Raw genomic sequence first — 22,158 nt, 5'->3', positions numbered from 1 at the left:
AATGGGGGCGGGCATTCCGGCCTCGGCGGCCGCGACGGCGATGACTAGGCTTGCTTGTCGTGTCGCAGATCTCCCGAGACGAGGTAGCCCATCTGGCGCGTCTGGCCCGCCTCGCCCTGACCGAAGACGAACTGGACAGCTATGCCGGGCAGTTGGACGCCATCCTCGGTCACGTCAGCCAAATCCAGTCCGTCGACGTCGAAGGGGTCAAACCCACCGGCAATCCGCTCACCGACGTCAACGTGCTCCGACCGGACACGGTCGAGCCGTGCCTGACGCAGGAGGAGGCGCTGGACCAGGCGCCCAAGGCGGCCGAGGGCCGGTTCGCGGTGCCGCGGATCCTGGGGGAGGCGCAGTGAGCGATCTCACCCGGATGGACGCGGCGACGCTCGGGCAGAAGATCGCTGCTAAAGAGGTGTCGTCGACCGAGGTCACCCGGGCGCACCTGGACCAGATCGCGGCGACCGACGACCGCTACCACGCGTTCCTGCACGTCGCGCAGAATCGTGCGCTGGCGGCAGCGGCGCGCGTCGACGCGGCCGTCGCCGCCGGAGAAGACCTGCCCTCGCCGCTGGCCGGGGTGCCGGTGGCCCTCAAGGACGTGTTCACCACCACGGACATGCCGACGACCTGCGGATCGAAGATCCTCGAGGGCTGGACGTCCCCCTATGACGCGACCGTCACCATGCGGCTACGCGCGGCGGGCCTGCCGATCCTCGGCAAGACCAACATGGACGAGTTCGCGATGGGATCGTCCACGGAGAACTCCGCGTACGGGCCGACGCGCAACCCGTGGGACGTCGAGCGCGTCCCCGGCGGCTCCGGAGGAGGAAGCGCCGCAGCGCTGGCGGCGTTCCAGGCGCCATTGGCGATCGGCACCGACACCGGCGGCTCGATCCGCCAGCCGGCCGCGCTGACCGCCACGGTCGGCGTCAAACCGACCTACGGAACCGTGTCGCGCTACGGGCTGGTCGCCTGCGCGTCCTCGCTCGACCAGGGTGGCCCGTGCGCGCGCACCGTCCTGGACACCGCACTGCTGCACCAGGTGATCGCCGGGCACGACGCGAAGGATTCCACGTCGGTCGGCGCCGCGGTGCCCGACGTTGTCGGCGCCGCGCGGGCAGGGGCGGCCGGCGACCTGGCGGGCGTGCGGGTCGGGGTGGTGAAGCAGTTGCGCGGCGACGGTTACCAGTCCGGTGTGCTGGAGTCGTTCAACGCCGCCGTCGAGCAACTGACCGCGCTGGGCGCTGAGGTCAGCGAGGTGGACTGCCCGCACTTCGACTACTCGCTGCCCGCCTACTACCTGATCCTTCCCTCGGAGGTCTCGAGCAACCTCGCGCGGTTCGACGCGATGCGCTTCGGGATGCGCGTCGGCGATGACGGCACACACAGCGCCGAGGAAGTCATGGCGTTGACCCGCGCCGCCGGCTTCGGCCCGGAAGTCAAGCGCCGCATCATGATTGGCACCTATGCGTTGTCGGCGGGCTACTACGACGCGTATTACAACCAGGCGCAGAAGGTGCGCACGCTGATCGCGCGTGATCTCGACGAGGCGTACCGGAAGGTCGACGTGCTGATCTCGCCGACGACGCCTACCACGGCGTTCCCGTTGGGGGAGAAGGTCGACGACCCATTGGCGATGTACCTGTTCGACCTGTGCACGCTGCCGTTGAACCTGGCCGGACACTGCGGAATGTCGGTGCCGTGCGGGCTGTCACCCGACGACAAGCTGCCCGTCGGACTGCAGATCATGGCGCCCGCGCTGGCCGACGACCGGCTGTACCGCGTCGGTGCCGCCTACGAGGCGGCGCGCGGACCGCTGTCGACGGCGGTTTAGTCGCCGCGAGCGCACGCTGGTTGGACGCAAACGCCGACAGAGGGCGCAAACATGAGCGCGCTCGGGGAGGATGTAGCCATGCGGATCGGAGTGCTGACCGGTGGCGGTGACTGTCCGGGACTGAACGCGGTCATTCGAGCCGTGGTGCGCACATGCGACGTGCGTTACGGCTCGTCGGTCGTCGGCTTTCAGGACGGCTGGCGCGGTCTGCTGGAGAACCGCCGCATACAACTGGCCAACGACGACCGTAACGACCGGCTGCTGGCCAAGGGCGGCACGATGCTGGGCACCGCCCGCGTGCATCCGGAGAAGTTGCGGGCCGGGCTCGATCAGATCAAGCAGACGCTCGACGACAACGGCATCGACGTGCTGATCCCGATCGGCGGGGAGGGCACGCTCACGGCCGCGCACTGGCTCTCCGAGGAGAACGTTCCCGTCGTCGGTGTGCCGAAGACCATCGACAACGACATCGACTGCACCGATGTCACGTTCGGACACGACACCGCGCTCGGGGTGGCGAGCGAGGCCATCGACCGGTTGCACAGCACCGCCGAATCGCACCAGCGCGTGATGCTCGTCGAGGTGATGGGCCGCCACGCGGGGTGGATCGCGCTGAATGCGGGGTTGGCGTCCGGGGCGCACATGACTCTCATCCCTGAACAGCCTTTCGATGTCGAAGAGGTCTGCCGCCTGATCAAACAGCGCTTCGTACGCGGCGATTCGCACTTCATCTGCGTGGTGGCAGAAGGGGCGAAGCCGGCCGAGGGGTCGATGCAATTGCGGCAAGGGGGAATCGACGAGTTCGGCCATGAGCGCTTCACCGGCGTCGCCCAGCAGCTGGCCTTCGAGGTGGAGAAGCGGATCAACAAAGAGGTGCGGGTCACGGTTCTCGGTCACGTCCAGCGCGGCGGGACGCCGACGCCCTTCGACCGCGTGCTGGCCACCCGTTTCGGCGTCAACGCCGCCGACGCCGCGCACGCGGGCGAGTACGGCATGATGGTGTCGCTGCGCGGCCAGGAGATCGGCCGTGTCTCGCTCGCCGATGCCACCCGCCAGTTGAAGCTCGTCCCGCAGAGCCGGTACGACGACGCCGCGGAGTTCTTCGGCTGAGCCCGCTTACTAGGATCGGGGTCATGACTGCTGCGACCGCCGACCTGTTGGACTACGACGACGTCGTCGCCCGCTACGAGCCCGTGCTCGGGCTGGAAGTCCACGTCGAGCTGTCCACCGCGACCAAGATGTTCTGCGGTTGCGCCAACAGGTTCGGCGCCGAACCCAACACCCAGGTGTGTCCCGTCTGTCTGGGTCTGCCCGGCTCGCTGCCGGTGCTCAACGAGAAGGCCGTCGAGTCGGCGATCCGGATCGGGTTGGCGCTGAACTGCGAGATCGTCCCGTGGTGCCGGTTCGCCCGCAAGAACTACTTCTATCCGGACATGCCGAAGAACTACCAGATCTCGCAGTACGACGAGCCGATCGCGATCAACGGTCACCTCGACGTGCCGCTCGACGACGGTTCGACCTGGCGGGTCGAGATCGAGCGCGCCCACATGGAGGAGGACACGGGCAAGCTGACCCACCTCGGTAGCGAGACCGGTCGCATCGAGGGCGCCACCACCTCGCTGATCGACTACAACCGGTCGGGTGTGCCGTTGATCGAGATCGTCACCAAGCCCATCGAGGGTGCCGGCGAGCGTGCGCCCGAGATCGCCCGTGCCTACGTGACGGCGCTGCGGGATCTGCTGCGTGGTCTGGGTGTCTCCGATGTCCGCATGGACCAGGGATCGATGCGCTGTGACTCCAACGTATCGCTCAAGCCGACAGGCCGCAGGGAGTTCGGCACCCGAACCGAAACCAAGAACGTCAACTCGCTCAAGAGCGTCGAGGTCGCCGTCCGCTACGAGATGCGACGCCAGGGCGCGGTTCTCGAATCCGGGGGACGAATCACGCAGGAAACGAGGCACTTTCACGAGGACGGGTACACCTCGCCGGGGCGCAGTAAGGAAACCGCGGAGGACTACCGGTATTTCCCCGAGCCCGACCTCGAGCCGGTGGCGCCGGATGCGGAGTGGATCGAGCGGCTGCGTGCGACGATCCCCGAGCTTCCGTGGCTGTCCCGCAAGCGGATTCAGGAAGAATGGGGAATTTCCGACGAGGTGATGCGCGACCTTGTCAACATCGGCGCCCTCGACCTGATCGCCGCCACCGTCGAACAGGGTGCATCCAGCGACGCGGCCCGGGCGTGGTGGGGAAACTTCCTGGTGCAGAAGGCCAATGAAGATGGAGTGCCGGTGTCCGATTTGCCGATCACGCCCGCGCAGGTGGCCGCGGTCGTGAAGCTCGTCGACGACGGCAAGCTGTCCAACAAGCTCGCCCGGCAGGTCGTCGAGGGGGTGTTGGCCGGTGAGGGCGAACCCGAGCAGGTGATGAAGGACCGCGGCCTCGAGGTCGTGCGCGACGATTCGGCACTGCAGGCCGCCGTCGACGAGGCGCTGGCGGCCAACCCCGGCATCGTCGAGAAGATTCGGGGCGGCAAGGTGCAGGCCGCGGGGGCGATCGTCGGCGCGGTCATGAAGGCCACCAAGGGTCAGGCCGACGCGGCGCGGGTGCGCGAGCTGGTCTTGGCGGCCTGCAGCTAGCGCCGAAAGCGCACACAGGGTCGTCGGCGGCGCTCATTTCACAGCCCTGGGCGCAGTTTCCGGCGCATCCGATCAGGTGTTGTCGGCCGGGTTGCGCGGGAAGCCGCCGCCCTGCGGGAACAGCGGGAAGACCACGTCGTCGAGCTTCTGCGCATCGCCGGCCGTCTTGTTGATCGTGGCGCCCCAGATGTTGCCGTCGGGCGACATCGCCAGCGCCCAGGCGTGGCCGTGCTGGTCCTGGCGCACCACCTCGGGATCGCCGGTCACCGCGCCCGTCTCGGGTGCGAGCCGCACGGCGACGGTTTGCTTGGTGTTGACCAGGTTGACCAGGACCGACCCGTCGAGCGCGGCGCAGCCCGCGACACCGGGGCGGTCAGGCCAGGTCCACACCGTCGACGTCTTGGAATCCTTGGTGATGCGCTGCAGCCGGTCGCCAGTGGGGGCGCGATCGGTGATGTACAGCGATCCGTCCGAGTGGTCCAGGCACATACCGCCCGCGGCACCCAAACCCGACAGCGCCGTGGTAGTCGGGGCCTGATCGACCGTCGTGGGCTGCTCGATCCGCAATGCCTTACCGGCCAGCGACCCCGGGTTCGCGGCATCGGCGGGATTGCCCGCGTCGCCGGTCTGCACGAGTAGCGTCGTCGGGCTGGTGAAGATCAACGCGCCCGTGTTACCGGTGGCGCCCTTCGGGATACCGGTCAGGATCGGTTTGGGGATGTCGCCGTCGGCGATGCGGACGACGCGGTTGTCGGTGGGGGTGCTGACGTATGCGTACATCAGCCGGTCCTGTTGGTACGTCGGTGACAGCACGATGTCCATCAGCCCGCCGTCGCCCGAGCCGTCGACCGGCAGCGTCGTCTTGACCTTGGGCTCGGCCCGAACCGAGACCTCTTTGACCACACCGGTCGTGCGCTCGGCGACCAGGGCCGACTGGCTGTCGGGCAGCATGATCAGGCCGCTGGTGCTTTCCAGACAACCCTGCATGACGCCGGGCGCCGGGCACTCCTTCGGAAACGGCGTCGGCGGCAGCGGCGGCGGTGGCGGCGGTGTCGACGTCGGGCCGGGCTCGAGCTGGGGCTCGGTGGTGAACGGTTGCGATTGCAGATCGTCGAATCGCGCGCACCCCGACCCGACGAGCAACGCCGCACACGCCACAGCGAGCACACCCCGCATCGGCCGGCGCAGTTTCATGCGAGCCAGGTTACGGATCATTCGGAGGTGTTCGCCACGGACACCCGCTGGACCGCGCCGCGAACGGTCGGCGAATTAAGGCCCCGAAAGCACCGCGCCAATACCCGGCTACCGGGTGACGAGCACTTACGCTGGCATGGTGACCAGTCATTCCAATGACCCACGCGCCTGGCAACGGCCTGACGACGCGCCCGGGCGGCCCGTGTCGGCGAGCCTGGTCGACCCTGAAGACGATCTCCCGTCGGCCAACTACGCCGGCGACTTCGAGACCACCGCGATCCCGCACTACGACTCGAACACCGGAGCGCCGGTCTCCACCGGCTTCGGACTGCTCAACGATCCCGAGCCGCTGCCGTACGTGCAGCCCGGCGGACGGCATGCACTCGACTACTCGGCGGAACCGGCGGAGGTCGGCCCCGATCCGTTCCGCGTGGCGCCCGAGCGGCGCGGCACCCTCGACCTCGGCCTTCTGCTGTTGCGGCTCGCGGTGGGCGCCCTGTTCATCGGCCACGGCCTGCAGAAGGCGTTCGGCCTGTGGGGTGGCCCCGGGCTCAACGGCTGGGAAGCGGAGCTGTCCGATATGGGCTTCCGCTATGCCGACATCCTGACCTACGTCGGCGCCTTCGGGCAGATCGCCGCCGGGGTGCTACTCATCCTGGGTCTCTTCACGCCCGTGGCCGCGGCCGGTGCGCTGGCGTATCTGGTGACCGGCGTGCTGGCCGAGGCGATGGTCGCCCACGAGGAGGCGCGGCTTTCGGACTTCCTCACCGATGGACACGAGTACAAGGTGTTCCTGACGTGCGCGGTGGCGGCGCTGGTGTTGACCGGGCCCGGCCGGTACGGATTCGACGCCGGACGCGGTTGGGCGCGCCGGCCCTTCCTCGGCTCGCTCGGCGCGCTGGTGCTCGGCGCGGGCGCGGGTGTGGCGATCTGGGTGCTGCTCAACGGCGGCAACCCGTTCGCCTAATCCTTCGAATACGGATTCGGCACACGCCCGCCGCTCGCCTCGGCCAGCAGCGGCAACGTCGCGAAAGTCACCGCGGGCAGCCGCAGGTCCCTGCCGTCCTTCAGGTGGGCGTAGGCCGATGACCCTTTGCCGAACCGCAGGCCGTCGATATCGCTCCAGTCGACGGTCTCGCTGCCCCATAGCGTGCGCGCGGTCACGTGATCGCGGTCGGCGACGGTCCGATAGCGCGCGACGAACACCGCCAACACGATCGGGATGATCAGCAGGGCCGCCACCCAGGTGAGGCCCGCCAGAACCAGCGAAAGCATGCTGAACGCCAGAAAGGCGACGGCGAAATGCGCCATGGGAGAGATGCGGATGACGACGGGAGCGGGTGCGGCCTTCGGACTCACCCCGCCATCTTCGCACCGTGCCGCAATTTGACCGGTGACCAGTGCAGAGGCTACCGTCGACGGTTATGCAGGCCCCGGGGTTGCTCGTAGTAATCGGGAAGCGCGTTGATGCCGCGCTCGCCCGTACTCGGGCATAACTCCGGCACCCACGCGCGACCCTCGTACAGCAACCCAGCTGACGGGGGTTTTTTCTTGCCCGACCACCGAATTTGAGACCCTAGAGACGGATCCGAAGAAGTACTTAGGAGAGCGAACACCGTGAGCGCACCAACAACCCGACCGCTGGAGCAGGTGGCGGCAACCGTGCCCGACGACGGACATGCCATGCAGCCCGCGGCCAAGTCGGCGCCCGCACCGGCCAAACGTGCTGCGCCGCAACAGATGACCGGCGCACAGGCGGTCATCCGGTCGCTGGAGGAACTCGACGTCGACACCATCTTCGGGATCCCCGGCGGCGCGGTGCTGCCGGTGTACGACCCGCTGTTCGACTCCAAGAAGCTGCGCCACGTCCTGGTCCGGCACGAGCAGGGCGCCGGCCATGCGGCCAGCGGTTACGCCCACGCGACCGGCAAGGTCGGCGTGATGATGGCCACGTCGGGACCCGGTGCGACCAACCTCGTCACGCCGTTGGCCGACGCGCACATGGACTCGATTCCGGTGGTCGCGATCACCGGCCAGGTCGGACGCGGCCTGATCGGCACCGATGCGTTCCAAGAGGCCGACATCTCGGGCATCACGATGCCGATCACCAAGCACAACTTCCTGGTGCGTAGCGGCGACGAGATCCCGCAGGCCATCGCCGAGGCGTTCCATATCGCGTCCTCGGGCCGCCCGGGGCCGGTGCTCGTCGACATTCCCAAGGACGTTCTGCAGGGGCAGTGCACCTTCAGCTGGCCGCCGCGCATCGACCTGCCGGGCTACAAGCCGAACACCAAACCGCACAACCGCCAGATCCGCGAGGCCGCCAAACTGATCGCCGCCGCGCGCAAGCCGGTGCTCTACGTCGGTGGCGGGGTGATCCGCGGTGAGGCCAGCGAGGAGCTGCTGGAGCTGGCCGAGCTCACCGGAATCCCGGTCGTCACCACGCTGATGGCGCGCGGGGCGTTCCCCGACAGCCATCCGCAGAACATGGGCATGCCGGGGATGCACGGCACGGTGTCTGCGGTGGCCGCCCTGCAGCGCAGCGACCTGCTGATCGCGCTGGGCACCCGTTTCGACGACCGGGTGACCGGGCGGCTGGACTCCTTCGCGCCGGACGCCAAGGTCATCCACGCCGACATCGACCCCGCCGAGATCGGCAAGAACCGCCACGCCGACGTGCCGATCGTGGGTGACGTCAAGGCCGTCATCGCCGATCTGGTGGTGGCGCTACGCCGTGACGACACCGCCGACGCGATCAAGATCGACAACTGGTTGGAGTACCTGGGCGGTGTGCAGGCGACCTACCCGTTGAGTTACGGGCCCCAGAGCGACGGCAGCCTGTCCCCGGAGTACGTCATCGAGACGCTGGGCAAGATGGCCGGGCCGGAGGCGGTGTACGTCGCCGGTGTCGGCCAGCACCAGATGTGGGCCGCGCAGTTCATCTCCTATGAGAAGCCCAAGACGTGGCTCAACTCCGGAGGGCTGGGCACCATGGGCTACGCCGTGCCCGCGGCGATGGGGGCCAAGTTCGGCCGCCCCGAGGCCGAGGTCTGGGCCATCGACGGCGACGGTTGCTTCCAGATGACCAACCAGGAGTTGGCCACCTGCGCCGTCGAGGGGGCGCCGATCAAGGTGGCGCTGATCAACAACGGCAACCTCGGCATGGTGCGCCAGTGGCAGACGCTGTTCTACGAAGAGCGGTACAGCCAAACGGATCTGGCCACGCACTCGCATCGCATCCCCGACTTCGTCAAGCTCGCCGAGGCGCTCGGGTGTGTCGGATTGCGTTGCGAGCGGGCCGAAGACGTCGAGGACGTGATCCGCCAGGCACGCGAGATCAACGACCGTCCGGTCGTGATCGACTTCATCGTCGGCGCAGACGCTCAGGTGTGGCCCATGGTCGCGGCGGGCACGAGCAACGACGAGATCCAGGCCGCGCGCGGTATCCGCCCGCTGTTCGACGATCCGGAAGAGGGGCACGCCTGATGAGTACCGCCGCCACGCAGACGTTGTCGGTTCTGGTCGAGGACAAACCGGGTGTCTTGGCGCGGGTCGCGTCGCTGTTCTCCCGGCGCGGCTTCAACATTCAGTCCCTGGCGGTCGGTGCGACCGAGCAGAAGAACATGTCGCGGATGACGATCGTCGTCAGCGTGGACGAAGCGCCGCTCGAGCAGATCACCAAACAGCTCAACAAGCTGGTGAACGTGATCAAGATCGTCGAGCAGGAGGAAGAGAACTCGGTGTCGCGCGAGCTCGCGCTGATCAAGGTGCGCACCGACGCGTCGACCCGCGGTCAGGTCATCGAGGCGGTGAACTTGTTCCGCGCGAAGGTCGTCGACGTATCGACCGAGTCGTTGACGGTCGAGGCGACCGGTACACCCGAGAAGCTCGAGGCGCTGCTGCGGGTGTTGGAGCCCTTCGGAATCCGCGAGATCGTGCAGTCCGGTGTGGTGTCGCTGTCGCGCGGTCCGCGCAGTATCGGGACCACGAAGTAAACCCCAAATCAGGTGAGAGATAAGGAAATTCAGTGGCAGTAGAGATGTTCTATGACGACGACGCGGACTTGTCGATCATTCAGGGACGCAAGGTCGGGGTCATCGGCTACGGCAGCCAGGGGCACGCGCACTCGTTGAGCCTGCGCGACTCCGGTGTCCAGGTGAAGGTCGGCCTCAAGGAAGGGTCGAAGTCGCGCGAGAAAGTCGCCGAGCAGGGCCTCGAGGTCGACACGCCCGCCGAGGTCGCCAAGTGGGCCGACGTCATCATGCTGTTGGCGCCCGACACCGCCCAGGCCGAGATCTTCGCCAACGACATCCAACCCAACCTCGAAGACGGCAACGCGCTGTTCTTCGGGCACGGCCTCAACATCCACTTCGACCTGATCAAGCCGCCGGCCAGCGTCACGATCGGCATGGTCGCCCCGAAAGGTCCGGGCCACCTGGTGCGCAGGCAGTTCGTCGACGGTAAGGGCGTGCCCTGTCTGATCGCGATCGATCAGGATCCCAAGGGTGAGGGGCAGGCGCTCGCACTGTCGTACGCCAAGGGCATCGGCGGCACCCGCGCAGGCGTCATCAAGACCACCTTCAAAGACGAGACGGAGACCGACCTGTTCGGCGAGCAGGCCGTCTTGTGCGGCGGCACAGAGGAACTCGTCAAGACCGGTTTCGAGGTCATGGTCGAGGCCGGGTACGCGCCGGAGCTGGCGTACTTCGAGGTGCTGCACGAGCTCAAGCTGATCGTGGACCTGATGTACGAGGGTGGCATCGCGCGGATGAACTACTCGGTGTCCGACACCGCGGAGTTCGGCGGCTACCTCTCCGGGCCGCGGGTGATCGACGCCGACACCAAGGAGCGGATGCGCGCCATTCTCTCCGAAATTCAGGACGGCACCTTCGTCAAGAAACTGGTGGCCAACGTCGAGGGCGGTAACAAGGAGCTCGAGGCGCTGCGCAAGAAGAACGCCGAGCATCCGATCGAGGTGACCGGCAAGAAGCTGCGCGACCTGATGAGCTGGGTGGACCGGCCCATCACCGAGACGGCTTAAGCCGCGATTTGTGGAGCCGCGGCGGCGCTCACCGCCGCTACCGCTCCACAAGTCACACGGATCAGGGGCGGTGCTCGTGCCCGGGGCGACCCTGGGTGCGGCGCCGCTCCTTCATCTCGGACTCGAACACGTGCCTGCGGCCCTGCTGTAGTTCGTCGCGCACCTGGCGTTCATGGTCGCGGAACACCGACCAGTAGTTGTCGTCGAAGTCCTCGACGATCTGGAAGGTCCAGCGACCGTAAAGCACGTTGCGGCCGACGAGTTCGGACTCCAGACGTTCGGCGACGCCGTCATGGCCGGCGTCGCGCAGCTTGTCACACGCCTCGCCGAGCTGAAGGTCGGCGCGACCCATCAGCTGGTGGAACGAATACAGATGGCCGCGTGCGCGTTCCACCCACTCCAATGCCTCCGAGACCTCGCCGACGGCCTCGACGGTCGCGTCGTCGAGTCCCTCGGGCCGGCTGTGTTGTTCGTCCTTCTGGGTCATGGGGCTAGAAGTACCCGGTTCCGACCGCAACAATATCCAGATAACGAACGATGCATCGGTTTCGCATTGATGGTTTGCTCATCGTGCTATCGGTGAACCCTCGCTAGGCCGAAACCCCAGTTAGCAGGCCCCATGGATGACGCTGACACACCGCGGTACACCGTCCGCGTGGTGGCCGAGCGCGTCGGCGTGCCGACCGCGACCCTGCGCAGCTGGAGCCAGCGATACGGCGTCGGACCATCGCAGCACCGCCCGGGTCGACACCGGCTCTACAGCGACAACGACATCGCCGCCGTGCAGCACATGCACCGGCTCATCGGGCAGGGCACCAGCGCCCGCAGCGCTGCCCGACTGGCGTCCGGGGCCGTCGCGCCGCGCCGCGGCGACGCGGACGCGTTGTTGTCGGCCGCATTCGATCTCGACCTCGCCTCGCTGGGTCGGCTCCTGGAGGCCCACCTGCGTCACTTCGGGGTGGTCGACACATGGGACCTGCTGGTCCGGCCGGCGTTCGCGGCGATCGTGTCCAGGCAGGACCAGGAAGGCGGCTGCGTCGACGTCGAGCACGCCCTGTCGTGGGCGGTGTCGCGCTCATTGCACGCGGCTCCACTCATCCGCCTCGACGCATCGACCGCGGTCATCCTGGCGTGCACCGCGCGCGAAGCGCATGTGTTGCCGCTCGAGGCACTTCGCGCCGCCCTCGCCGAGCGGGGACGCAGTGCGGTGATGCTCGGTGCCGACGTTCCGACAGCGGCGCTGACCGAGGCGATCGGCCGCGTGCGGCCGTCCGCCCGGGTGGTGCTGTGGTCACACACCTCCGATACCGCCGACATGGAGATGGTCACGGCGGCCACCGCCGAGGCCGACGTCGTGCTCGGCGGCACCGGGTGGGAGGCCGCCGGCGTCGACGGGGCCGCCCGCGTGCACAGCCTTCGTGAAGCCATCGAATGGTGTGGCGGCACCCGATGACCGGGTTGCATCGTCTGTGCGTCGGTTAGCCCGGTGGAATTGGGTACACAGATGAGGTGTCTTCGGTGACCACGACGAGCACGGCCACGACGAACGAGTGCGTCGTCCTTCTCGATGAAGAGGGCCGCGAGATCGGCAGCGCCGCCAAAACGACCGTGCACCACGCCGCGACACCGCTTCACCTCGGCTTCTCCTGCTACCTGTTCGATGAGGACGGTCGCGTGCTTCTGACCCGTCGCGCGCTGAAGAAGACGACGTGGCCGGGTGTGTGGTCCAACTCCTTCTGCGGCCACCCGGCGCCGGGCGAGCAGGTGGAGGATGCGGTGCGCCGCCGCGCCGTCCAGGAGTTGGGCGTATCGATCCAATCGCCGGAGTGCGTTCTACCGGACTTCCGGTACCGCGCGGTCGCGGCCGACGGCACGGTCGAGAACGAGATCTGTCCGGTGTTCTTCGCCCGGTGCGACGGGCGACTGCGGCCGGATCCAGCCGAGGTCATGGAGTGGATGTGGGTCTCATGGGAACAACTGCGCTCGGCGGTCGGGTTGCCCTGGTCGATCAGTCCGTGGGCGATGGAGCAGATACCGCTGCTCGACGAGGCCTACGTGCAGGGGTCGGATCCCGGCTCATGAGCGAGTAACGCCACCCGTTCGCTCGGACGCCGGGCGGAGTGGCTACTTCTTCTTCAGCGATTCCGGCTTGTGCACCGCGTCGCGGCCGCTCTTGTCGCTGCGCACCCGATACTGCGGGTTGTCGGCGTCGGCGCGCACCGTGCGACCCGCGGCCTCCGTGTCTGAGGTGATCTTCTCCTCGACGGTGCCAGTCACGTTGGTGCCGTGGCTCTTCCACTGCACCTTGTCGCCTTTGTGGATGTCCTTGCTCATCTGTGGCGGTATACCCGGGTGCCGCTACGCAAAACAGCTCAGGGCCGCGAGCGTTGCCGGTAGAGCCGTTCGGCGTAAGCCAGATCGTCACGCCACAAGCGGGTGGCCGCATATCGCATGAACGGTGTGATCAGCGGCGCGCCCCGGAGCGCGTGCGCGAATTTGGGACGGTCGGAGTGTGCGATGACCGCCTCGATGACAGCGGTGCGCGGAGCGCCGTCCCGGTCGGGGCCGAGGGGTGTCGCGTGCGTCTCGACCACGCTTCCCGCACCTTCGCCGTCGATGATGCGCATGGTGATGGTGCGCGGCTCCGGCGCGGTGAACTCCGCGATCACCGGGACACCGAGTCGCCCGATGCGGAAGGTGACCGCGACGAGGAATCGGTCGGCGTCTTCGGGGAGATCGTCGTCGGCCGCCGGCGCCGACAGCACGTCGAGCCGCGTGAACGAGTACGGGTGGAACCACGCCCCGTGCCACGGGTCGAGCCGGTTGGCGATCACGTCGCTGGGCTCACAGGTGCCGACCAACCGCGTCACTGCCGACAGCCGCGGTGTGTCGGGCCGCCTCGGCAGTATCGGTGTCTCGGTGGGGGTTTCGCCGCCGAGCGCGTCGAGCCGCACCCATGCGAGTACACCGTCGTCGTGGGCGGGGTAGGGTCGCCAGGTCCAGGTCCGACCGCCGTCGAAGCGCAGGCCGTGCCACGGGCAGATCAAGGTGCCGCACTCGACGGTCCCGGTGGACAGGTCGGCGCCGAGGTGCGGGCAGGACGCCGGGCCGACCGCGAGACTGCCGTCGTTGCCGCGCCAGGCGACCAGTTCGATACCGCCGACCGTGGCGCTTACCGGTCGCTTGGTGATGGTGTCGCTGGCCGCGAACGCATACCAGTTGCCGCTCGGCCTGCGCTGCGAGCGGCGCAGCGCGCTGTGGATCAGCGACGGCTGGGCATCGTCGTATGTCGGCCGTTGACCGGACCACGTGGCGCGTGGAAGCAGTTCGAACGGCGTGGTTTTCGCCAACCGCGCCATGAGCTCGGAGAGCATGGTCATGCGTATTGCCTTTCGGCCAGCCGACGCAGGGGCGCGAAGCGGCCCTGGGTGGGAACCGTCTGCAGGTCGTGACCGGTGAGGCCGAAGCGCTTCAGCAGCAGGTTGGCCGCCGACCATCCGGTGGTGGCGGCCCGCTCCATCAGCGCGACCGGCAGGTCGATGCGGATACCGTCACCGGCCAGCACCAGGCCGGCCTGCGGCGTGGAAACTGAAGGGCGGTGCGCGAAGTCGCCGGGGGCGAAGCGCGGGCAGTCCTGCCGGCACAGCACCCGCTCACCGAGAACCTTGGCGCCGACCGTTTCTGGATACAGCTCGCGCATCCGCATCGGCAACCGCTCGAGCACAACGTTCGAACTGCCGGTCACCGCGTACGAGTGCAGCTCCACCACGGAGCCGCCGGTTCGCCGCGACCACGTCGCCGCCTCCCGCTCGTATCTGTCCAGCACACTCACATTGTCCAGCGGCGGTCGGCCGCCCGTCCCGAGAAAGGCCGAACGATCTGGATCGACGGGCCGGTCCAACCACAGTCGCTGCACGACGAACGGCGCCGCGGTACCCATCGCGGCGATCCGGGACCGCCATTCGTCATCGCCGAGCGACGCCGAATTGCCGACGATGTGCTGCAGGCCTGAGACATCGGTGGCCAGCACCACGCCGTCGGCCTCAATGGGATCGCCACCGTCGGAGTGCACTGCGAAGCGGTCCCCGGTGCGTATCTCGGTCACCGAGACGCCGGTGTGTATACCGACTCCCAGCGATTGCAGATAGGCGCGCAACGGATTCCACAGCGCCGTATCGAAGTTCGCATTCGCGACGTCGAATACCAGGCCCTCGCTGGAGCCCAGGAAGTAGATGTGGAACATCGTCGCCAGCTCGGCGGCCGAGAGGTTGGTCGGCTCGGCGAAGAAACTCCGCGAGAAGACCTCGAAGGCCAGGTGGCGAGCGGGTTCGGGGAAGTTGATATTGCGCAGGAAGGTATCGGCGTCGACATGGTCGAGACGGTCATAGATCTCGGGAACCGACACCGCGGCCAGGGGCGCCGCCGCGCGTGCGTTGAGCCGCACCAGGTCACGAAACCGGAACGTGGGGCTGCGCAGCGCGAAAGCCACGGCGTTCCACGGGGGCGTCTGCGGCAGACCGCGGAACGTGTCGCGTCGACCGTGCGCATCGACCAGGGGATAGTCGGAGACCGCCGTGAGCATGCCCAACGCCGGATCGATGCGCCGCAACAGGTTTCGCAGGTTGTAGTACTGCCGGAAGAAGGCGTGAAAACCGCGGTTCATCGCGACGGGGGAGTCGTCATCTAGCGAATCGGTCCACCCCCCGACGCGACCGCCGAGGTACGTCTCGCGTTCGAGGACGTCGACGCTCACCCCGCGTTCGGCCAGACCGGTGGCGGCGGCCAAGCCCGCGATCCCCCCTCCGACGACGACCACGTGCGGTTTGTCCGACGGCGCTTCCCGGTCAGGCGGCGGTGCGGAGTGCGTGATGCGGTGCGGATCGGTCATCGGGGCGCCTCGGCGAGGAAGGTGTGCACGATGTTGCGCTGCCAGCCCGGCATCGTCTCGCTGTGCACGGCGGTGAATCCGTTGCGGCGCAAGCGATCACGAAAATCAGCGGCACCGTCGAAGCGGTTCACGCTGCGCCGCAGATACCGGTACAGCGAGGCGTCACCGCTGCGGAGACGTCCGCTGGGAATGATGATGGTGGCGCACACGGCGTTCCACAGAGCGGTCGCGAGACGTGAGTCGCGCACCGAGTACTCGTGAACCGCCAGCGTCGCTCCCGGGCGCAGGAGCGCGCCGAACTCCCGCAGTTGGGCGTCGGGGTCGGGGAGGTTGCGGATGAGGTAGGCAGCGAAGATGCCGTCGAACGGTCCGCTCACGCCGGCGGCGGCAAGGTCCTCGATCCGGCTGTGGACGAACCGCACCGACGGCGGCCACTGTTTGGCCCGCGCCTCGGCCAGCATGCCTTCGGAGCCGTCGACACCGACGATCTCCGCGTGCGGAGCCGCCGACAGCAGCGCCGCAGTCGATGCGCCGGTGCCGCAGCCTGCATCCAGCAGGCGCAGCCCGCGACCCTCATCGGGCAACCGCATCCGCTGCGCCGAAATCCGCAGGTGCTCATGGTATCCGGGATTGGAGTCGACCAGCGTGTCGTAGGCCGGTGCGCCCTCGTCGAAGGCGGCGGGGACATCCGCGGGGTCACCGGCGTCACGGCCCGCATTGAGTTTCACGACGCGTTCCTCCTCTGTGCGTGCAGCCGCTGGCGTTCCCACAGCAGCAACACCGCGGTGACCATCGCCCAGCCGAAAAGGAAGTCCTCGACCGGTATGTCGAACGGGAATCGGATGCCGCTGGTGTGCCGTTCGTCGTAGATGACGATGGGTGCGCTGAGCTTGGTGAGCCAACCGTCGACCGGTATCTGGAAACCGAGGACGATCGCCATCGAGATCCAGTACGCGGGCTTACGGAACAGCCCGGTGCGTAGTACGCCCAATTCCAGGGCGCACACGGCGATCACCGCGAGCACGGCGGGCACCGTGTATCCGAGTCCGGTCATTTGGCTTGCTCCACACGATCCCGCGTCCGTTGCAACCAGGTCAGGATCGTGGTGACGGCGTTGTAGGTCAACAATCCGCACAGCGGGATCACGATGAAGAACAGCAGTTCCTCGATCGGCATGACGCCGGGGATGTCGATCCCGGTGACGTACTTCGAGTTGTACGTCCACACGTCGGCGAAGATGGCGATCACATCCCAGAGCACGAATACGGCTGCCACGGGCAGGATCGCGGCCGCGGCGCGCCGCGCCTGCCGGTACACACCGTCGCCGAAGATCTCCAACGGTGCCGTGATCAGCAGGCAGGCGGCCAGAACCAACAGGTAGTGCCAGTTGTCCATCGTCACGCCTTCGGTACCTGACGCCGTGCCCTCCACGCCTTGAGTAGTCCGGCGCACCCGACGCGGATGCGGCGAGTCGTGCCGACGGTGGCGCGCTGGCTGAACACGGCAAAGTCGATTTGCTCGATACGGTCCAGGATCTCGGAGTACAGGGTGAGGGCCGCCGACACGCAGGGGCGCGACCGCGGGCTCAGATGGGCGATACCGCGCCGCGCGAAGTCGTACACGCGCCGGTTGATGGCGTGCTGTTCGACCAGCGCCCGACGCACCTTCGCGTCGGTGCGGCGGTTCTCGTGGCACCAGGTGAGCACATCCCGGTCGACCCCGTGCGCGGCGAGTTCGTCGGCGGGCAGATAGACCCGGCCGCGCTCGAGGTCTTCGTCGATGTCGCGCAGGAAATTCGTGAGCTGGAACGCTTTTCCGAGTGCTGCCGCATACGGCGCGGCCTCTTCGAGCGGGCCGACGGTGCCCAGCACGGGTAGCAGTTGTAGACCGATGACCTCCGCCGAGCCGTACATGTAGCGATCGAGGGCGGCGCGGTCGGGGTAGTCGGTGACGGTCAGGTCCATGCGCATGGAGCCGAGAAAGTCGTCGAACAGTTCCCACGGGATGCCGTACCGACGGGCGCAGTGCACCACCGCGGCCAGACAAGGATCGCCGTCGTCGCTGCTGCCCTGCGCGAGCCGGTTGAACAGCTGTGTGGCCAGCCGCTGCAACTGGTCGGCGCGTTCGTCCATGCTGATGACGGGATCGAAGTCGTCGAGGATGTCGTCGGCGCGGCGGGCGAATCCGTACAGCGCGTGGACGGCGGGGCGCTGTTCGGGTGCGAGCAGCCGGGTGGCCAAGAAGAAGGTGCGGCCGTGTTCGGCGTTGATCGTGCGGCAACGGCGATAGGCCTCGCGCAGTACCGGGTCGTGTACGCCCGCGGCGTCGAGTTCGGAACCGATCATGCTTGCACCACCTGGCTTCGGGCCCGCCGGACTGGCAGGCCGGTGATTCGGTCGGCCGCCAGCCGCCCGGACAGCAGCGCGGTCGGCACGCCGACTCCCGGAACGGTCGACGAACCCGCCAACACCACGTTGGCGACGCCGCGAACGGTGTTGGCGGGACGGAAGGGGCCGGTCTGGCCGAACGTGTGAGCCAGCGCGAACGGGGTTCCCGCGGCCATCCCCTGGCGCGCCCAGTCCGCGGGATCCACCACGTGCAGCACCTCGGGGTCGACCCCCACCTGCGGGAGCCGCGAGCTCACCACGTCCATCATGTGCCGCACGTAATCGTCGCGCGCCGATGCCCAATCGATATGCCCCACTGCGAGGTTGGGGGCGGGAGCCAGGATGTACAGCAGATCCCGGCCCGCGGGTGCCAGTGACGGGTCGCCGGCGGTGGGTCGGGTCACCAGCAGCGACGGGTCCGACATCACGCGTCCGTCGTCAATGATGTCGGTGAACGTCTTCTCCCACTCGTCGCCGAAAACGATGGTGTGGTGTCCGACGTCTGGACCCACTGCGCGGCAGCCGATGTGGGCCACCACCGCCGACGGGGCGGGCCGCAGCGGCAGCGCGCGTCGCGGCGTGCGACCGAGCAACCGGTAGGTGTCGGGTAGTTCGGTGGTCAGCACCACCGCGTCGGCGGTGACCCGCTCACCGCCCTCGGTGTGCACCGCGACGACCCGGTCGCCGGTGCGCTCCAACGCCGAAACCGCCGAGCCGTAACGGAATTCGACACCGGCGTCGGTCGCGGCCGCGGCCAGCGCATCGGGCAACGCCCGCACACCGCCGCGGGGGAAGTACACGCCGGAGATCGTGTCCATGTAGGCGATCACCGCGTACACCGCCAGCGCCCGGTGCGGCGGCACACCCGCGTACAACGCCTGAAAGGTGAACACCCGCTGCAGTCGCTCATCGCTGATGAATCGGCGCACCATCCTGTCCCACCGCCGGAACCCGCCGATGGCGGTCAGCCGGGCGAGCTGCGGTGTCAGAAGCGACAGTGGCGAGTCGAAGTTCGCGGCGATGAACCCGTCGAACTCGACGCGGTACAGCTTGGTCAGCCAATCGCGAAGGCGCAGATAACCCTCCGCTTGGTCGGGGCCGGCGAAGCCCTCGATCTCGGCGGCCATCGCGCCCGCTTCGGCGCGGACGTGAAGTGAGCTGCCGTCGGCGAACGACGCGCGGTAGGCGGGGTCGACGTCCATCAGCTCGAGTCGGTCCGCGGCGGTCTCGCCGACGGCGGCGAACGCGTCGTCGATGATGTCGGGCATCGTCAGGACGGTCGGACCGGTGTCGAGGCGGTACCCGTCGATATCGGCGCGGCCGACGCGCCCTCCCGGGTGATGTCCGCGTTCGAGGACCGTCACGCGTCGACCTCGTCCGGCGAGCTGTAGCGCCGCCGACAGCCCGGACAACCCTGCGCCGATCACGACGACGTGGTCGGTGCGGCCCGCGACGGTGCGCATCATGCGGCCCGTTCGGTGCAGGCGACGGCCATGTCGGCAAGTGCGGTGCGGATCAACGGGTTCAGTTGCCGGGTGTCGACCAGCTCGAGTGCGCGGGTGAGCCGCGAATCGATCAGCTGTTCAACCCATTCCAGTGCGCCGGTCGCGACGATCAGTTCGCGCCACCGGCGGATGTCCTCGTCGTCAAGGTCGGGGGCGCTCATCAGACGGGTGAGGTCGCGGCGGAGGCTCGCGTCCGCGAGGTGGTAGGCGGCCACCACGACGCTGGTCGCCTTGTGCTCGAAGAGGTCGCTGCCGGCCGGCTTGCCGGTGATCTCGGGGGACCCGAAGATGCCGAGCACGTCGTCGCGCAGCTGGAAGGCCTCGCCGACCGCTTCGCCGTACTCGCCGAGCAACATCAGCACACGGGGCGGGCATCCGGCCATGTCGGCGCCGATCTCGAGCGGTCTGCGCACGGTGTAGTTGCCCGACTTGCGCCGCAGCACGTCGAGAACCCGTTCCCACTCGGGGAATTCGGCGGCGTCGTTGACCAGGTCGGCGAACTGGCCGACGGCGAGTTCGGTGCGCATCGCGTCGTACCTGTGCCAGCCCCGCGCCAGCGCGGCCTCGCCGATGCCGCTTTCCCGCAGCATCTGTTGAGCCCACACCAGGCACAGATCACCGAGAAGGACGGCCGCGGCCTCACCGAAGCGGTCGGGTGAACCCGACATCGCCCGCTCGCGGTGCCACTGCGCGAATCTCACGTGCGCCGATGGTCGCCCGCGCCGCAGCGCGGAGCCGTCCATCACGTCGTCCTGCAACAGGGCGAACGCGTGCAGCAGTTCGAAGCTCGCCGCCGCCCGCAGCGCCCCGGGATCGTCGTCGGCGTTGCACAGCCACCCCAGATAGACGAACGTCGAGCGGACGCACTTTCCGCCGTCGACGAAATCTTTCAGGACGTCGCCGGCGATATCGACACCGGCCGACTTGAGATCGTCGGCGCAGCGAGTTGTGACGAATTCGTTGAGCGACCGAAGCACCTCATCGCGTATGGCGTCGCGCCATTCGGGAAAGGCCGTGGTCATCAGCCCTCTGGGCGGAGCGGGGAGGTCTGACACCGACAGGACCGGGGTCTGCGTGTTTCCGTTGATACCGCTCAAGCAGCGTCCCCTTCACTCGATGCGATGACAGGTACCCGAATCGGTCGAACTCAATCGGGGTACCCCGTCTGGCCGGCGCCTATGCATCGAACTTGCATCGATATGTATTGGGGCCGTCCGCTCAGGGAGACAGTGCGGGCATCGTCTTGATGCCGAACTCGCGTCGCAACACCGTGCGTGCGGCGAAGTAACCGGCCATACCGTGCACGCCTCCGCCCGGTGGCGTGGCCGATGAGCACAGATATGCCTTGGGGATGGGTGTGGTCCAGGGGTTGAGCCGAGGGGTCGGCCCCGTCAGCGCATGCATGAGGGTGTTGCCGCCGACGCCGATGTCGCCGCCCACCAGGTTGGCGTTGTGTTCTGCCAGGCGTGCGGCGGGAACGGATCGGACGGCCACCACGATGTCACGGAAACCGGGGGCGAAGCGTTCGAAGATCTCGGTGACCCGCTCGCTCTGGTCGACGGTCGAACCGTTCGGGACGTGCGCGTAGCTCCACAACGGTCGACGGCCCGCGGCGTCGATACGACTCGGATCCTCCAGGTGCGGCTGCGCGGCGAGCACCATCGGCCACTTGGGGTGCCGCCCTGCGGCGATCTCGCGTTCGGCGTGTGCCATCTGTTCCCGGGTGCCACCCATGTGCAGTGTGGGGGCCCGCCGTAAGCGCTCGTCGGTGAACGGCACATCCTCGGAGAGCACGAAGTCGACCTTGGCCACACCGGGGCCGAATCGATACCGGTGCAACGCTTTCGCATAGCGGCGGGGCAGTTTGTCGCCGTAGATGCCAGCCAGCGCGGTGGGCGCGGTGTCGAAAAGTGCGACACCCTCGGGTGGTTCGGTGACTTCCTGGCCGGCCGTGATCACACCGCCGTGCGCCCGCAGATCCGAGATCAGCTCATCCACGATGGCCTGACTTCCCCCGACGGGGATGGGCCAGCCGACGGTGTGCGCGAGCGTGGCCAACATCAGGCCCCCACCCGCCGACACGAGCGACGGCATACGCGAGATCACATGCGCGGCAACGCCGCTGAACAATGCGCGGGCGTCGGCGCCCTTGAGCGCACTCCATGCGGGTGTGCCCTGTTCGAGCAGCCTGCTCGCCACCTGGACGGCGGCGATCGGGTTGCCCGGCACCGATCGTTTGTCGCCGAGCAGCAGGTCGAGAACGGCGCCGTCGCGTTCGACCATGGGTTCGAAGAATCTGCGCCACGATTGCCCGTGTTCGAGCTCCGCGACGGTTCGGTCGAGGTCGTGGTAGCCGATCGCGGCGCGCGCCCCCGGGAGTGGATTGGCGTAGGACACCTCGGGCACCCGCAAGCTCACGCCTCGAGAGGGCAGGTCGAATTCGGCCAGGAACGGCGACGCCAGCGCAAGCGGGTGAACGGCCGAACAAATGTCGTGGGAAACGCCGGGAAACCCCGGGTCGGCAAGTGTGCGGGCGCCGCCTCCGAGAGTCGGCTGCGCCTCGAGCACCTGCACCGACAACCCGGCCCTGGCGCAGATGACGGCGGCCGCCAAACCGTTGGGTCCGCTGCCGACGACGGTGACATCCACGCTTGCGGTTCTCCCACCCAC

General features: G+C 67.9%; 23 protein-coding genes. 10 read left to right on the top strand and 13 right to left on the bottom strand.

The annotated features are described in order from the left end of the window. Positions 1-59: 59 nt before the first annotated feature. The 4 genes from gatC (at position 60) to gatB (ending at position 4,473) form a co-directional block, all read left to right on the top strand. On the top strand, positions 60-359 hold the full coding sequence (gene gatC / locus AU198_RS24520; protein ID WP_064351169.1) for an Asp-tRNA(Asn)/Glu-tRNA(Gln) amidotransferase subunit GatC: 300 nt from the start codon (positions 60-62) through the stop codon (positions 357-359). Positions 360-373: 14 nt separating this feature from the next. Continuing rightward, the gene (gatA, locus tag AU198_RS24515; RefSeq protein ID WP_064351218.1) at positions 374-1,837 is read left to right on the top strand and encodes an Asp-tRNA(Asn)/Glu-tRNA(Gln) amidotransferase subunit GatA; all 1,464 of its coding nucleotides are present in this window, start codon (positions 374-376) and stop codon (positions 1,835-1,837) included. Between the two features lie 78 nt (positions 1,838-1,915). Next, entirely contained in the window at positions 1,916-2,947 is a 1,032-nt protein-coding gene (locus tag AU198_RS24510) for an ATP-dependent 6-phosphofructokinase (protein ID WP_064351217.1), read from the top strand. A gap of 23 nt (positions 2,948-2,970) precedes the next feature. Then, positions 2,971-4,473 (top strand): Asp-tRNA(Asn)/Glu-tRNA(Gln) amidotransferase subunit GatB, encoded by a 1,503-nt coding sequence (gene gatB / locus AU198_RS24505; RefSeq protein ID WP_064351168.1) that lies wholly within the window; start codon positions 2,971-2,973, stop codon positions 4,471-4,473. Positions 4,474-4,545: 72 nt separating this feature from the next. Here gatB and AU198_RS24500 read toward each other — a convergent pair whose 3' ends face one another. Continuing rightward, a complete protein-coding gene (locus AU198_RS24500; protein WP_064351167.1) occupies positions 4,546-5,667 on the bottom strand; it encodes a PQQ-dependent sugar dehydrogenase in 1,122 nt (373 codons plus the stop codon). 139 nt (positions 5,668-5,806) lie between these two features. On the opposite strand from AU198_RS24500, the gene AU198_RS24495 reads away from it, so the two are divergent. After that, complete coding sequence (locus tag AU198_RS24495) at positions 5,807-6,634, top strand: DoxX family protein (protein ID WP_064351216.1); 828 nt, start codon at positions 5,807-5,809, stop codon at positions 6,632-6,634. Here AU198_RS24495 and AU198_RS24490 read toward each other — a convergent pair. After that, a complete protein-coding gene (locus tag AU198_RS24490) occupies positions 6,631-6,978 on the bottom strand; it encodes a PH domain-containing protein (protein ID WP_064351166.1) in 348 nt (115 codons plus the stop codon). The genes AU198_RS24495 and AU198_RS24490 overlap by 4 nt on opposite strands. Before the next feature lie 372 nt (positions 6,979-7,350). On the opposite strand from AU198_RS24490, the gene AU198_RS24485 reads away from it, so the two are divergent. From AU198_RS24485 to ilvC, 3 genes are read left to right on the top strand one after another with little or no spacing between them, the layout of a single operon-like run. Beyond that, positions 7,351-9,153 (top strand): acetolactate synthase large subunit, encoded by a 1,803-nt coding sequence (locus AU198_RS24485; RefSeq protein WP_231744773.1) that lies wholly within the window; start codon positions 7,351-7,353, stop codon positions 9,151-9,153. Further along, on the top strand, positions 9,153-9,662 hold the full coding sequence (gene ilvN, locus AU198_RS24480) for an acetolactate synthase small subunit (RefSeq protein ID WP_064351164.1): 510 nt from the start codon (positions 9,153-9,155) through the stop codon (positions 9,660-9,662). Before AU198_RS24485 ends, ilvN begins: the two co-directional genes overlap by 1 nt. A gap of 44 nt (positions 9,663-9,706) precedes the next feature. Next, positions 9,707-10,708: a ketol-acid reductoisomerase gene (gene ilvC, locus AU198_RS24475; protein WP_197416215.1), complete on the top strand. Its 1,002-nt coding sequence runs from the start codon at positions 9,707-9,709 to the stop codon at positions 10,706-10,708. A gap of 61 nt (positions 10,709-10,769) precedes the next feature. On the opposite strand, the gene AU198_RS24470 is transcribed toward ilvC, so the two are convergent. Then, the gene (locus AU198_RS24470) at positions 10,770-11,195 is read right to left on the bottom strand and encodes a hypothetical protein (protein ID WP_064351162.1); all 426 of its coding nucleotides are present in this window, start codon (positions 11,193-11,195) and stop codon (positions 10,770-10,772) included. A gap of 132 nt (positions 11,196-11,327) precedes the next feature. Here AU198_RS24470 and AU198_RS24465 point away from each other — a divergent pair, with 132 nt between their 5' ends. Continuing rightward, positions 11,328-12,161 (top strand): MerR family transcriptional regulator, encoded by an 834-nt coding sequence (locus tag AU198_RS24465; RefSeq protein ID WP_064351161.1) that lies wholly within the window; start codon positions 11,328-11,330, stop codon positions 12,159-12,161. A gap of 65 nt (positions 12,162-12,226) precedes the next feature. Further along, a complete protein-coding gene (idi, locus tag AU198_RS24460; protein ID WP_064351215.1) occupies positions 12,227-12,790 on the top strand; it encodes an isopentenyl-diphosphate Delta-isomerase in 564 nt (187 codons plus the stop codon). Positions 12,791-12,832: 42 nt separating this feature from the next. On the opposite strand, the gene AU198_RS24455 is transcribed toward idi, so the two are convergent. The 10 genes from AU198_RS24455 to AU198_RS24410 all read right to left on the bottom strand — a co-directional run bounded on the left by AU198_RS24455 (position 12,833) and on the right by AU198_RS24410 (position 22,137). Beyond that, on the bottom strand, positions 12,833-13,042 hold the full coding sequence (locus tag AU198_RS24455) for a hypervirulence associated TUDOR domain-containing protein (RefSeq protein ID WP_064351160.1): 210 nt from the start codon (positions 13,040-13,042) through the stop codon (positions 12,833-12,835). Positions 13,043-13,080: 38 nt separating this feature from the next. Further along, positions 13,081-14,088: a Rieske (2Fe-2S) protein gene (locus AU198_RS24450; protein ID WP_064351159.1), complete on the bottom strand. Its 1,008-nt coding sequence runs from the start codon at positions 14,086-14,088 to the stop codon at positions 13,081-13,083. Continuing rightward, the gene (locus tag AU198_RS24445) at positions 14,085-15,596 is read right to left on the bottom strand and encodes an FAD-dependent oxidoreductase (protein WP_064351158.1); all 1,512 of its coding nucleotides are present in this window, start codon (positions 15,594-15,596) and stop codon (positions 14,085-14,087) included. The genes AU198_RS24450 and AU198_RS24445 overlap by 4 nt, the downstream gene beginning before the upstream one ends. Beyond that, positions 15,593-16,324, bottom strand: a complete 732-nt coding sequence (locus AU198_RS24440; protein ID WP_064351157.1) for a class I SAM-dependent methyltransferase — start codon at positions 16,322-16,324, stop codon at positions 15,593-15,595. The genes AU198_RS24445 and AU198_RS24440 overlap by 4 nt, the downstream gene beginning before the upstream one ends. After that, positions 16,321-16,650, bottom strand: a complete 330-nt coding sequence (locus AU198_RS24435) for a lycopene cyclase domain-containing protein (protein WP_064351156.1) — start codon at positions 16,648-16,650, stop codon at positions 16,321-16,323. The genes AU198_RS24440 and AU198_RS24435 overlap by 4 nt, the downstream gene beginning before the upstream one ends. Beyond that, the gene (locus AU198_RS24430) at positions 16,647-16,991 is read right to left on the bottom strand and encodes a lycopene cyclase domain-containing protein (protein WP_064351155.1); all 345 of its coding nucleotides are present in this window, start codon (positions 16,989-16,991) and stop codon (positions 16,647-16,649) included. Before AU198_RS24430 ends, AU198_RS24435 begins: the two co-directional genes overlap by 4 nt. 2 nt (positions 16,992-16,993) lie before the next feature. Continuing rightward, the gene (locus AU198_RS24425) at positions 16,994-17,941 is read right to left on the bottom strand and encodes a phytoene/squalene synthase family protein (protein ID WP_064351154.1); all 948 of its coding nucleotides are present in this window, start codon (positions 17,939-17,941) and stop codon (positions 16,994-16,996) included. Then, positions 17,938-19,446 (bottom strand): phytoene desaturase family protein, encoded by a 1,509-nt coding sequence (gene crtI / locus AU198_RS24420; RefSeq protein ID WP_064351214.1) that lies wholly within the window; start codon positions 19,444-19,446, stop codon positions 17,938-17,940. The genes AU198_RS24425 and crtI overlap by 4 nt, the downstream gene beginning before the upstream one ends. Next, positions 19,446-20,585, bottom strand: coding sequence for a polyprenyl synthetase family protein (locus AU198_RS24415; RefSeq protein WP_064351153.1), 1,140 nt, complete (start codon positions 20,583-20,585; stop codon positions 19,446-19,448). Before AU198_RS24415 ends, crtI begins: the two co-directional genes overlap by 1 nt. Before the next feature lie 121 nt (positions 20,586-20,706). Next, the gene (locus AU198_RS24410) at positions 20,707-22,137 is read right to left on the bottom strand and encodes a phytoene desaturase family protein (RefSeq protein ID WP_064351152.1); all 1,431 of its coding nucleotides are present in this window, start codon (positions 22,135-22,137) and stop codon (positions 20,707-20,709) included. Positions 22,138-22,158 lie beyond the last annotated feature (21 nt).

Source organism: Mycobacterium sp. GA-1199 (genome assembly GCF_001500045.1).
Lineage (GTDB): Bacteria > Actinomycetota > Actinomycetes > Mycobacteriales > Mycobacteriaceae > Mycobacterium.
The sequence above is the reverse complement of the archived record's forward strand: the minus strand, read 5'-3'. Positions and strand labels throughout refer to the sequence as shown.